14 protein-coding genes are annotated in these 12,091 nt (G+C 63.0%); 9 read left to right on the top strand and 5 right to left on the bottom strand.

Annotated features, from left to right (window positions below):
* Positions 1–14 precede the first annotated feature (14 nt).
* Positions 15–1,046 (bottom strand): sensor domain-containing diguanylate cyclase, encoded by a 1,032-nt coding sequence (locus tag C404_RS48115; protein WP_021195962.1) that lies wholly within the window; start codon positions 1,044–1,046, stop codon positions 15–17.
* A 677-nt stretch (positions 1,047–1,723) separates the two neighbouring features.
* Here C404_RS48115 and C404_RS0130175 point away from each other — a divergent pair.
* Positions 1,724–3,469, top strand: a complete 1,746-nt coding sequence (locus C404_RS0130175; protein ID WP_152524466.1) for a hypothetical protein — start codon at positions 1,724–1,726, stop codon at positions 3,467–3,469.
* Between the two features lie 164 nt (positions 3,470–3,633).
* On the opposite strand, the gene C404_RS48110 is transcribed toward C404_RS0130175, so the two are convergent.
* The 3 genes from C404_RS48110 to C404_RS48100 all read right to left on the bottom strand — a co-directional run bounded on the left by C404_RS48110 (position 3,634) and on the right by C404_RS48100 (position 6,473).
* Positions 3,634–4,470 (bottom strand): undecaprenyl-diphosphate phosphatase, encoded by an 837-nt coding sequence (locus C404_RS48110; protein ID WP_021195961.1) that lies wholly within the window; start codon positions 4,468–4,470, stop codon positions 3,634–3,636.
* 164 nt (positions 4,471–4,634) lie between these two features.
* Complete coding sequence (locus tag C404_RS48105) at positions 4,635–5,543, bottom strand: alpha/beta hydrolase (protein ID WP_232317395.1); 909 nt, start codon at positions 5,541–5,543, stop codon at positions 4,635–4,637.
* Positions 5,544–5,621: 78 nt separating this feature from the next.
* Positions 5,622–6,473 (bottom strand): AraC family transcriptional regulator, encoded by an 852-nt coding sequence (locus C404_RS48100; RefSeq protein WP_021195959.1) that lies wholly within the window; start codon positions 6,471–6,473, stop codon positions 5,622–5,624.
* Positions 6,474–6,773: 300 nt separating this feature from the next.
* On the opposite strand from C404_RS48100, the gene C404_RS48095 reads away from it, so the two are divergent.
* The 8 genes from C404_RS48095 to arsN2 are packed head-to-tail and all read left to right on the top strand — an operon-like array spanning position 6,774 to position 10,949.
* On the top strand, positions 6,774–7,097 hold the full coding sequence (locus C404_RS48095; protein WP_021195958.1) for an ArsR/SmtB family transcription factor: 324 nt from the start codon (positions 6,774–6,776) through the stop codon (positions 7,095–7,097).
* 11 nt (positions 7,098–7,108) lie between these two features.
* Entirely contained in the window at positions 7,109–7,591 is a 483-nt protein-coding gene (locus C404_RS48090; protein ID WP_031329692.1) for an ArsI/CadI family heavy metal resistance metalloenzyme, read from the top strand.
* A 10-nt stretch (positions 7,592–7,601) separates the two neighbouring features.
* Positions 7,602–8,096, top strand: coding sequence for an arsenate reductase ArsC (locus tag C404_RS48085; RefSeq protein ID WP_021195956.1), 495 nt, complete (start codon positions 7,602–7,604; stop codon positions 8,094–8,096).
* Positions 8,097–8,107: 11 nt separating this feature from the next.
* A complete protein-coding gene (locus C404_RS48080; protein ID WP_021195955.1) occupies positions 8,108–8,602 on the top strand; it encodes an arsenate reductase ArsC in 495 nt (164 codons plus the stop codon).
* Between the two features lie 5 nt (positions 8,603–8,607).
* Entirely contained in the window at positions 8,608–9,315 is a 708-nt protein-coding gene (locus tag C404_RS48075) for an aquaporin (RefSeq protein ID WP_021195954.1), read from the top strand.
* A 28-nt stretch (positions 9,316–9,343) separates the two neighbouring features.
* A complete protein-coding gene (gene arsC / locus C404_RS48070; RefSeq protein ID WP_021195953.1) occupies positions 9,344–9,766 on the top strand; it encodes an arsenate reductase (glutaredoxin) in 423 nt (140 codons plus the stop codon).
* Complete coding sequence (gene arsH / locus C404_RS48065; protein WP_031329690.1) at positions 9,744–10,481, top strand: arsenical resistance protein ArsH; 738 nt, start codon at positions 9,744–9,746, stop codon at positions 10,479–10,481. Before arsC ends, arsH begins: the two co-directional genes overlap by 23 nt.
* Positions 10,482–10,499: 18 nt before the next feature.
* A complete protein-coding gene (gene arsN2, locus C404_RS48060; RefSeq protein WP_031329688.1) occupies positions 10,500–10,949 on the top strand; it encodes an arsenic resistance N-acetyltransferase ArsN2 in 450 nt (149 codons plus the stop codon).
* A 488-nt stretch (positions 10,950–11,437) separates the two neighbouring features.
* On the opposite strand, the gene C404_RS48055 is transcribed toward arsN2, so the two are convergent.
* The gene (locus C404_RS48055; RefSeq protein ID WP_031329687.1) at positions 11,438–12,058 is read right to left on the bottom strand and encodes a c-type cytochrome; all 621 of its coding nucleotides are present in this window, start codon (positions 12,056–12,058) and stop codon (positions 11,438–11,440) included.
* Positions 12,059–12,091 lie beyond the last annotated feature (33 nt).

Raw genomic sequence — 12,091 nt, 5'->3', positions numbered from 1 at the left:
TTGGGCTGAGGGCGTCAATGCGCGGTGGTGGCGGTCTGAGTCTGCTTGCGCAGGCGCTTGGTGGCGTACATCGCGCGGTCGGCTTGGTCGAGCAGGGTGGTGATCTCGGTACCGTCTTCGGGCATGAACGCCACCCCTACGCTCACGCGCAGGTCCAGCGACTGGCCTTCAAACGCATACGGTTGCTGCACCTCTTCGATCAGGCGCTCGCATTGGGTGTGCGCATCGCCGCGTGCATCGATGCCCGGCAGGATGACGGCAAATTCGTCACCGCCCACGCGCGCCACGGTGTCGGAGCGGCGCGCGCTGCGGCTCATGCGCTGCGCGGTCTCGCGGATGGCCGCATCGCCGGCGCGATGGCCGTAGCGGTCGTTGATGGTCTTGAGGTTGTCCATGTCGACGTTGAGCACGCCGAGCGCGCCTTGCGCGCGCTGCGCGAGGTGGATCGACTGGCGCAGTCGGTCGTAGAACAGTGCGCGGTTGGGCAGGGCGGTCAGCGCATCGTGCGTTGCGCGCAGGTAGAGTTGGTCGCGCTCGGCATTGGCAGCATGGAACATGGCCGCCGCAATCAGTTCGGACATCAATTCCAGCACACCGACATCACGCTCGGTAAAAGCATCCACCTCGGGTGCCACCAGCTTGAGCACGCCCACCGTCGTGTCCAGATGCTTGAGCGGCGTCACCACCATGGAGCGCAGGCCCACGCGACGGCAGGCTTCGCGGTCGACGCGCGGGTCGAGTTCGGAATCTTCGCAGCGCAGGATGTCGCCAGTCTGCACACACAGGCCCGACAGGCTGCCCTTGCGCGCCAGGCGCAGGCCCAACAGCGAGTCGGTCAGGCCAGACGTGGCGCGGTAGACCATGTCTTCGCCCTCGGCCAGTTCCAGCACGGCGCCGGTTGCGCAGGTCAGGTGCTGCGCCCGTTCGGTAACGAGCGCCATGATGGCGCCCAGATCCGTGCCGAGCTTGGCGATTTCGGACTGCGCCCGCACGATCTCGATGAGGGTGGCGGGGTCCTGCAGACTAGGGTGATCGAGGGTCGACATAAAGCGGCGAAGCGGGACGTTCGAGCCGCAAATTCTAGCGTGGTCGACCGAACTGCGTAGATCAAACTGCGGTTGCTTGGTTACAGGGGATTAGGGCATTCGGATGCCCTGTATTGGGGCGTGTAAGTGGTGCCGCGGCGTGCTTCTTTAGTTGGAAAATCAGTGGGATGCGCGGAGTGTCAGCCGTGTGAGTCGCCATGACGTCCGGCCTTGCCGATATGCCAGTCGAACAACCGCGCACGATGTCATGACCAGCAGCAAGCAATGCACGCAGTACATCGGGTTGTGTCGGAAACGTTTGGCCCCGAGCGTGCCCGATTGCAGGCGTATCTCATGCGGTTGCATGCACATCAGAGCAAAGAAACTTTCATGCTTGGCTGCCCCGGCCATCTCCTAGGCTAGCACTGCCATTGCGCAGTCCCCGCGCAGTGCACGCCGGATCCACACACAACAATCACGGCAACGCACTGTGCAAGCGAGTGCAGCCATCGGGGTACCGCTCCGCGCTGCAGCGTGCGAACCGACACGCGCCCCGACCTGACTGCGCCGTTCATTCCGCTGCCTGCGCTGTGCTTGCGCGTCGCAGCTTTCGCGGCGCATCCATGAAGGAGATGAACGCCCACCCGAATCCCGATTCAGTACCAAAGGAACAATGACCAATACCCTGGGGAGGCGCTATGCCACTGCGTTCCGGAGTTCAGCAAGCTTTGCGTGGTGCGGCGTTGCTGGCCGCGTTGGGCGTTGCACAGACGGCTGCGGCACAAGCCGTGCCGACCGATGCCGCCGGAGGATGTCCGATCTCGCCGGCCACTGTTGCGAGTTTCTTTGATAGCGGTACGGTCACGCTCAACGGTGTGGTCAAGCCCGCCGACAGCACGGTGGCGCTCGCGCCCAATTGCGGCTTCTTCCAGTGGACCGAGCAGATGTTCCTGTGGCTGACGTCGCCCGCGCCCGCCACGTATGGCGGTGGCAGCCACGTCATGTTCTCGCCGCAGTTCTACACGGTCAGCCCGGAAGACAGCAGCGGACGCCGCAACTTCATCCCCAATTCACCGGGGAGGCCGATCAACATGTTCCTGCGTGCCATGGAGCTGGGCCCGCATGGCCTGCCGATCGTGATGGCGCGCACCGGGCAGATTGTGGAAGTGCCGCACGAAATGCCGGGGCAGAAGCCGCCGTCGATCCGCCTGGGCAATGGCAAGCTGATCCCGGGTACGCAAGTCCAGAACGTGCGCAAGACCGAGCAGGGCACGCTGGAACTGCTCGATGCGCACGGCAAGCTGCTGGCGCCGAAGGTGCTCAAGCTCGCACCGATCGTGCGCCAGCGCGCGCTGCTTTCGGCAGATCGGCCGGTGCCGGTTGTGCCCGTGAAGGCGTTCACCTCTGCCATCCAGGCGCGCAAGCTGGTCGTCAAGGGCATCCCGATCTTCATTGATCCGGCGGGCAACGTGATTGACGTTGAGCCGGGCCAGGCAGACAGCGGCGTGCTGATCTCGCAGAACGGGTCGTTGATCTACTACATCATCGCCGTGAACGATGTGTTTGCCTTCCACCGCACGATGCAGGGCGCAGCGGTGATCCCGGGCAATACCAACATCGCGTTTCCAACCTCAATGGCTGACGTGAACGCCGTGGTCAGCTTTGCGGCCAGCAAGGGCCATACGATCCAGGACCCGAAGGCGCTGGCCATCGAGACCAAGTCGAGCTGGATGGATGCCAGCAAGGTGCCCAACCCGAACGACTACATCCAGGTCGAAGCGGTGGTCCCGACGTTCGACAAGAGCAATCCGAACAACTGGGTGCCCAACGGGCAGACGACGTTGAAGCTGGTCATGCTGGGCCTGCATGTGGTGGGCTCAACGAGCGGGCACGGCGAGATGGTGTGGGGCACGTTCGAGCACGAGGGCAATGCACCGAATGCGACCTACGCCTACAACTCGACGAGCGGCATGAAGACGGTCACGCAGGACACCGCCGGCAACTGGCTGTTCATGCCCAGCGGGTCGAGCGGTCCGTTCAATGCCACCAACAACAGCTGGACGGGCACCGCCATTACCGGCACGCCGGTTGGTCCGTCGCCTGTGCTGCGCGCCAAGCCGTGGGGATCGAACGATGGCGGCAACCCTGCCAATGCGGCTGGCTTGAACACGCAGGTGATCTCGGCCAACGCCAGCGTGATCTCGCAGTTGAACGCGGCAGACGTGCGCCGGCAGTACTTCCAGCTGGGCACGACGTGGACGATTTTCGGCGCACCGCCCAACGGGGGGAACGAGGTCGGCACGAACCATCTTGCCAACGCGACGATGGAAACCTTTGTGCAGGGCACGACGCCCTCCGCCCCGAGCGCCAACTGCTTCTCGTGCCATACGACCAACAAGGTGCCGGTCAGCCATGTCTACCCGAGGCTGACGCCGCTGCCCTGATCGGCAGCACTGTAACGAGACACGGGGCATCGACGGATGCGAAAGCGGTCGTCGATGCCCCGTGTTGTTAGTACTGGCGCGTTGTCATGCGATGGCGTTGCCGCAGGAGGGCGAACGCCTTGTGAGCCTCTGCAGCCGACGTCTTCAAAAGAGTGGACGCAGCCTCAGCCCCCGAACATCCACACGACGACCGACGCAACCAGGCAGTAGCAGCCGAACAGATACCACCGCCCTTGCTCCAGCCAGCGCGACAGCCAGCGCAGTGCGACCAAGCCGGCGATAAAGCTGAACACCATGCCCAGCAGGCTCGGCGCGAGCATGTGCAGCATGCTGTCGGCGGTGCCCGCATAGGCCTTGTAGAAGCGATAGCCTTCCTTGACGATGACCGCCGGGGTCAGCACCACGGCAAGTGCGAAGCTGAACTCTTCGGCACGGCGGCGCTGCACACCCACCAGCATCCCCGCAGAGATCGTCGCGCCGGAGCGCGACAGCCCGCGAAACGGCAGGCACAGCCCCTGCACGGCCCCGATCCAAAGCGCGCGCCAGCCGGTCAACTCGCCGGTGGCCGTGTTGGCGTGCCTGGACGACACGATGATCAGCACACCCGCCACGGCCAGGCTGACCGCCATCAACTTGGTATTGCCAAAGAGGTGCTCCACCTCAAAGCTGTCGGCGCCGCCCATGAAGGCGTGCTTGATCACGTAGAGCAGGGTCAGGCCGACGACGCCCGTGGCCACCGTGGCCACGGCCAGCTGGACGCCGTTGTTCCACAGTGCCCGGGTCGACGAGAAATACGTTTGCCGCCACGAGCGCCAGAAATACACGATGACGGCAAACATGGTGCCCGTGTGCAGCATGACCAGCATCAGCGTCATATCGGGCGATGTCGGGTCCAGCCCCAACCATTTCTCGGCCAGGATGACGTGGGCCGAACTGGAAACCGGCAACAGCTCGGCAAGGCCTTGGACGCAGGCCAGGATGATGATGTGAAGCGTGGTCATGCTTGGGTGGAGGCGATGGACTGAACGTTGTGTGGTGACGTGCGCGTGGCATGGCCAAGGCTGTCAGACCGAAACGGTATCAGATCATCAAGACGCGTCGGGCCGAAGGTGGCTTGAAGGGCGTCGGCGTTGTATTTGCGCCGGCCGCCCCTGGCCCGGTCAGATCAAAGATGCTGGCCAAACCATTCGGCCGCGACGCGACTGGTCTGCTCAAAATGTTCGATGTAGGGCGTGAAGTGTCCACCCTTGACCAGCGAGAGCGCCTTGGGCTGCAACGCGCGCTCGTAAGCCTGCAGGCAGAGATCGACCGGCGTCAGCACGTCCTGATCCGCCACGATCATCAGCAGCGGGGTGGGCGCGATGCGGTCGACAAAGGCGCCGGGCTCGTTCTCGCGCGACAGCTCTGCGCTGCGCAGCGTGACTTCATTGCGCCAGTTGGGAGCGAACGGCGCGGTGTCGGTAAAAAAGCGGAAGCCGTCGGCACCGGCCATTGCGCACGGCGCTGTCGGGTCGGCGGATACGGCGGGCACCATCATCGGTGCGGCACCCGCGAAGCGCTGCTGCCTGTCCTGTGCGAAGCGCGCCAGCGCTGCCGGCACGAGATCGGCACGCGTGCGCCGCAAGGCGGATTGATAGCCGCTGATGGTGGGCACCTGCGACACCACGCACTTGACCCGTTTGTCGACGGCGGCCACCTCCAGCACGTGCCCTCCGCTGAAGCTCGTCCCCCAGATACCGATACGCTGGCCGTCCACCTCGGGCCGCGAGATCAGATAGCTGATGGCATCGCGATAGCCGCGCTTCTGCATGACGGGGTCGGCTTCCTGGCGCGGCTGGCCGTCGCTCGCGCCAAAATTGCGATGGTCATACACCAGCACCGCAAAGCCGCTGCGTGCAAAGACTTCGGCATAGCGATCCAGGTATTGCTCCTTGACTGCGGAAAAGCCATGCGCCATCACGATGGCCGCGCCGGCCTGGTCTGGACGCGCATCGGCGGCCGGATAGAACCAGCCGCGCAGGATCACACCTTCGGAAAGAAATTCAACGTCTTCACGCACCATGTCGGTCCTCATTCGTTTTGCTGCACGGGGTGTGCTGGGCAACACGATAGGCGGCGCACCTCAGCGGCGCATCTGCGTGGCGGACGTTTGCTACGCCGAATCGGACAACATGGCGTACGCGCTGGGCGGCACACCGATAAAGCGCCTGAACAGGGTCGAGAACGCCCCTACGGTCTCATAGCCCAGCTCGGCCGAAACCGCCGTGACGGGCATGCCCGCAGCCAGCAGCGGCAGTGCCGCGCAGATGCGGGCCTGCTGCCGCCAATGCACGAACGACAACCCGGTCTGCGCAACGAACAGGCGTGACAGCGTGCGGCTCGACGCGCCCGCCTCGGCGGCCCAGTCTTCCAGCGTGCGCGGGTCGGATGGGTTGGCCAGGATGGCGTCACAGATGCGGGCCAGGCGACGGTCCGAGCCCGATGGCAGGGGGAGGGGCTGGTCTGGCGACCACTCGATCTCTGCCAGCATCAGTTCGGTCATCAGTGCCTCACGGCCGGTCGGCGGATGCCCGACGGGAAGCGCCGCCACCCGCACGATCAGCTCGCGCAGCAGTGGCGACACATTGACCATGCGCGGCACCGGCGGCGCACTCTGCCCGTACGCCTGCGGGCTGACATACGCCGTGCGCATCTCGACATCGCCGCAGGCGCGCATGGCGTGCGGCATGCCCTGCGGAATCCAGAGCGCTTTCTGCGGAGGAATACGGCAGAGCGCATGGTTGGCCGTGACCTCCACAACACCGCTGGTAGCGAAGATCAACTGCGCCCGCGCGTGCTCGTGTGCTGCCACCACGAAACCGTTGGGAAACCGCTTGGGCATCACGGCTGCCAGGCCCGGCGTGTTCTGGTAGTCGCCCGGGTTCAGGCTCTTGGCGTCCACCGCCGGGCCGTGCAGTTGGCGCGGCCGGTGCGCGCTGTCGTCAGGTGTGGGCGGGGGCGGCATAGGGGTCGGTGAAGCGGTGGATTGCGCACAATTGTAGAGCGCGGCGGCAACCGGCTTTGTTTCCGCCGGGCCGTGCTAGACAGGGCGCCAGCAAGTGTCGGTCTAGCGAAGAAAATTAGAAAAAGACGCCTCTCTGGGTTCAGGAATAGCGAAGTAAGTTAGAAAAAATAGCGAAGTAGGTTGGTGTCGATCGACTGCTGGTTGCGGTGGGTATGTCCACTGCCAACCAAGAGTGGTCGCTAGTCTCTACCCGTGCGCCAACTCCTTGCTGCCATTCAATAATTCGAATATATTGGAAATATGGAAGAAAACGACGCTATCCGATCCCTTGCCGCGCTCGCCCACGGCCTCCGCCTGCGAGTGTTCCGAATGCTGGTGGTCGCCGGGCCCGCAGGTATGACTCCCGGTGCGATTGCCGAACAGCTCAACGTGCCGGGCGCCACGTTGTCGTTCCACCTCAAGGAACTGATGAACGCGCACCTGGTGACGCAAGAGCGCGACGGCCGCAACCTGATCTATCGCGCGGCGTACGACCACATGGACGGTCTGCTCGGCTTCCTGACTGCCAACTGCTGCCAGGGCGAGGCCTGCCTGGAAGCCAGTTCCACCGATTGCAAATGCTGAAGGAGCTCTCCATGAAACGATTCCACGTCCATGTCCACGTTGACGACCTAAGCAAGAGCATCGCTTTCTACTCCAAGCTGTTTGCCGCTAACCCGACGCGCGTAGAGGGCGATTATGCGAAGTGGATGCTGGACGACCCACGTATCAACTTTGCCATCTCCACGCGCGGCAGCGCGGTTGGCGTTGACCACCTTGGCTTCCAGGTGGATGACGCCGGCGAACTGGCCGAGCTGAAGGCACGCGCCGAAGCCGCAGACATGGCGCTGCTGGACGAAGGCGAAACCAGCTGCTGCTATGCCCGTAGCGACAAGCATTGGATTACCGACCCGCAGGGCATTGCATGGGAGCACTTCCATTCGCTAGGCAACATCCCGGTGTTCAGTGAAGACAAGAAGGAAGACGCAGCCACGGAAGGTTCCGCCTGCTGCGCACCTCGCGCGCCGCGTGGAAAGCCGATCGGCATCGCAGTGAAGTCCAATTCATCCTGCTGCTAGGAGCGCCACTATGGTCGACAAGATCTACAACGTGCTGTTCATCTGTACCGGAAACTCCGCCCGCTCGATCCTCGCTGAGGGCTTGCTGAACCACCTGGGGGGTGACCGCTTCAAGGCGTTCTCTGCCGGCAGCCATCCGACCGGGACAGTGAATCCGTTTGCGCTGCGTGCGCTGCAGCAGTTTGGTGTTGCGACCGACGGCTTCCGCAGCAAGAACTGGGATGAGTTCTCACAAGATGGTGCGCCCGAGCTGGATTTCGTTTTCACCGTCTGCGACAAGGCGGCCGGCGAGGTCTGCCCGGTCTGGCCTGGCCAGCCCATGACCGCACACTGGGGTGTAGCTGACCCCGCTGCGGTGGAAGGCTCCGACGAACGCAAGCAGCAAGCCATCCGCGATGCAGCCATCACCCTGAAGCGTCGTATCGAGCTGTTCCTGTCGCTGCCCATCCCCAAGCTCGATACCGTGGCCCTGCAGAAAGCCGTGCGCGACATCGGCCAACAGTAAGCCTCCTTTCCATGACCACCAACGTCCTCATCCTCTGCACCCACAACTCTGCACGCAGCGTGCTGAGTGAGGGCATGCTCAATCACTGGGCGCAGAAGCTCGGCAAAGATGTACGTGCATACAGCGCCGGCAGCGCACCGAGCGGCCGCCTTAACCCATTCGCACTCGAAGCCCTCACCAACGCAGGCATCGATACCGCCGGCTATCGCAGCAAGAGCTGGGATGAATTCGTCGCAGACGGCGCGCCGCAAATGCGCATCGTCATTACCGTGTGTGACAGCGCTGCAGCGGAAACCTGCCCGTACTGGCCCGGCAGTCCCGTGAAGGTGCATTGGGGCTATGCTGACCCGTCCAACGCGCCGGGCGGCGACGAGGGGAAGCGCCAAGCTTTCGAACTGACGCGCCAAGCCATCGGCTACCGCATGCTGCAACTTCTCGCGCTGCCGCTCGATACGCTCAGCAACGCCGAGCTGCAGACCGAGCTTGAACGCATTTCGCAGGACTGAGCGCCATGGTTGATATGCGTAGCCGGCTCATCGCCGAAGCATTGGGCACGGCTCTTCTGCTGGCCATCGTTATTGGTTCGGGGATCATGGCCGAGCGCCTGGCTGGCGGAAACGTTGCGATAGCGCTGCTTGCCAACACGGCGGCCACGGTGGGCGGGCTGTACATCCTGATCGAGACCTTGGGGCCGGTCAGCGGCGCGCACTTCAATCCGGTGGTCAGCGCCGTAATGGCGGCACGCGGCGAGCTACCCGGCGCTGCGCTGGTTCCCTACGTCGTCGCGCAATTGATCGGTGCCGTGCTGGGCGCATGGCTGGCGCATGCCATGTTCGACATGAGCATCCTGCAGTTTTCCACCAAGGTGCGCAGCGGCACCGGGCAGTGGATTGCCGAAGCGGTGGCAACCGCCGGCTTGCTCCTGGTCATCCTGCGGGCGCCCAACGGGCGTGCCTCGTCCATGGTGGCGGCGTACATCGGCGCGGCGTACTGGTTCACGGCGTCTACGTCGTTCGCCAATCCGGCGGCGGCGTTTGGTCGCATGTTCAGCAACAGCTTTGCCGGCATCGCGCCGGGCAGCGTGCCGGGGTTCGTGCTGGCCGAATGCGTGGGGGCTGTCCTCGGTGTTCTGCTGCATCGAGCGCTTGAGCCTCGCTTCGCCCGCAGCGGCCATCCCAACGTCATTGAATCTTCAGGCGAGCACCTGCCGAAGACGTAGGGCTCATCCGTACCCAAGGAATCTCGACATGAGCAACATCACGATCTACCACAACCCTGACTGCGGCACGTCGCGCAACACGCTAGCCCTGATCCGTAACAGCGGCGAGGAACCCGTCGTTATCGAGTACCTCAAGACGCCACCGTCGCGGGAAACGTTGGTCAAGCTGGTGGCCGACGCTGGCCTCACCGTACGCGAGGTGCTGCGGGAGAAGGGCACGCCTTATGCGGAACTTGGCCTTGGCGATCCGAAATGGACCGATGCGCAGTTGCTCGATTTCATTGGGCAGCATCCGATCCTGATGAACCGGCCCATCGTGGTCACACCGATTGGCACGAAGCTTTGCCGGCCGTCCGAGGCTGTCTTGGACATCCTGCCGAATCCGCAGAAGGGACCCTTCACCAAGGAAGACGGCGAGGTCGTGATCGATGCCGAGGGTAAGCGTGTCTGAGCCGCTTGACGATCTGCCCCAACTCGACGCCGCGCTGTTTTGCGTGCCTGATGCTGCCAAACTGCGGCCGGCATCACCGTCGACCCATCCGCCGCGAGTGCTGCTCCTCTACGGGTCACTGCGCGAGCGTTCGTTCAGCCGCCTCCTAGTCGAGGAAGCCTCGCGCTTGCTCATGGCGATGGGTGCGGAGGTGCGCGTATTCAATCCGAGCGGTTTACCACTGCCGGACGATGCGCCCGAAAGTCACCCGAAGGTGGTTGAGCTTCGCGAGCTTGTGATGTGGTCCGAGGGGATGGTGTGGTGCTCGCCCGAACGTCACGGCGCGATGACCGGGATCATGAAGTCGCAGATCGACTGGATTCCGCTGTCGGTCGGCGCTGTTCGGCCAACGCAAGGAAAGACGCTCGCGGTTATGCAGGTGAGCGGCGGTTCGCAGTCGTTCAATGCGGTGAACCAGATGCGTGTGCTGGGGCGCTGGATGCGCATGCTGACGATCCCGAATCAGTCGTCGGTGGCCAAGGCGTTCATGGAATTCGACGAAGCTGGGCGGATGAAGCCGTCGTCCTACTACGATCGCGTTGTGGACGTGATGGAAGAGCTGGTCAAGTTCACGCTGCTGACTAGGGACATTGGCCCGTACTTGGTCGACCGGTATAGCGAGCGTAAGGAAAGCGCTGAAGAGCTGTCGAAGCGCGTCAATCAATGCAGTATCTGAACTGTGTAAGGCCCGACCATGCCCAACTTCCGACCAGCGTGCACTGAGGACTATGCAGCGATACGGGCCTTGCTCGCCGCGCAAGGTCTTCCAAGCGAGGATGTTGGCGCCAGCGAAGAAGCCCACCGCTTCCATCTGGCCGAGCAAGACGGGCAGATCGTTGGCTGCGCGGGTCTTGAGGTGTACGGCACCGATGCACTACTTCGCTCTGTTGCTGTGGCACCTTCCATGCGTGATAGCGGCTTGGGGCGCGCACTGGTCGACATCACTGAGCGCGATGCTGCGGCGCTTGGCGTACAGAGGCTGTTTCTGCTGACGACCAGCGCCGCCGACTACTTCAGTCGCATCGGTTACAAATCATGCAACCGCAGTGTGGCGCCGTCTCCCGTACAGACCAGTTCGCAGTTCGGCCGGCTGTGTCCGGTATCCGCTATTTGCATGTCGAAAGAACTCCTTGCTGCTCAATGAGCATGGAGTTCCGAGGATGTTCGCTCCGGGGCGTTGGGATCCGTTGCGGATAGGGAGGTGGCCGGCTATTACTGGCCATCAACGGTGTTTTACGCGCATGTCGAGACTGCTGCTCTCTGCCGGTCCCGTTGTCCCCCTCCCACGAATTTCGTTGCCTTGCGCAGCTGTTAGGATGAGCCGCATATGTCGACGTGGCGAAGTTAGTTGGAAAAATCGATGCTTTCTCAACCGAATCTAGCGAAGTAGAAAAAAATGGCGAAGTTGGTTCGATGGAGTGCAGTTCGAGCATTGGCTTGTTCGGTGCATGCGCTCAATGCTGCGGGCCATCGTCGGAAAATCGGCTGAATTGCCTCTTTGTTGAATTCACAGCCGATTGCGGTCGGTAACGCTACTGAATCAGCAAAGATGGCTGGTTGGTGCGCTGAGAGGCAGCTCGAGTTGACGAGGCAGTCTTTCTGAGAGAGCTAACGGAACACGTTGAATCCCATCTACTGGGCTTGCAGAAACGTGGCAACCGCTTTCGCCTGTTCGTCTGTCAGCGTGTGTGCGACGGCACTCATCACAGGTGCGTTTGCGCGCGTTCCATTCTTGAAGACACCGATTTGCCGCAACAGGTACGCCTCGTGTTGTCCCGCCAAGCGGGGGAAGGTGCCATTGCCCTCGGCATGGGCGCCATGGCAAGACGCGCACGCTGGTACGCCTTCGCCAGGCAAGCCGTGCTCGAAAATCTCCTTGCCGCGTGCCATCAAGGCTGGCTCACCTGTTGGGCCAGCAGGCGCGGATTGACGCGCGTAGTACTCGGCCAGCGATGCGATCGTTGCGTCGTCGAGCTGGGAGGCAATGCCCCACATGAAGGCTTGTGCATCAGTCTCGCCGCGGCCGCGGTTGCGAAAGCCCTTCAACTGCGCTTCCAGGTAGTGCGGCACCTGCGCATCCAGGCGCGGGAACATCGGCGATTCGCTCTTGCCGTGCACGCCATGGCAGGATGAACACAACTGCGCAGCGAGCTTTTCGCCGTCTTGCGCGCCGGCTGCGGCTGACCAACCGATGGCTACCAGGGCCGCCAAACCAGCAAGCCAAATCCGCCCGGGTTGATGGAACCTCTTCATCGTGTTCTCCCCCTCGCATCTTTGCGTTGATAC

The organism is Ralstonia sp. AU12-08 (genome assembly GCF_000442475.1).
GTDB lineage: Bacteria > Pseudomonadota > Gammaproteobacteria > Burkholderiales > Burkholderiaceae > Ralstonia > Ralstonia insidiosa.
Note: the sequence above shows the minus strand (reverse complement) of the source record. Positions and strands in the feature narration are given on the sequence as shown.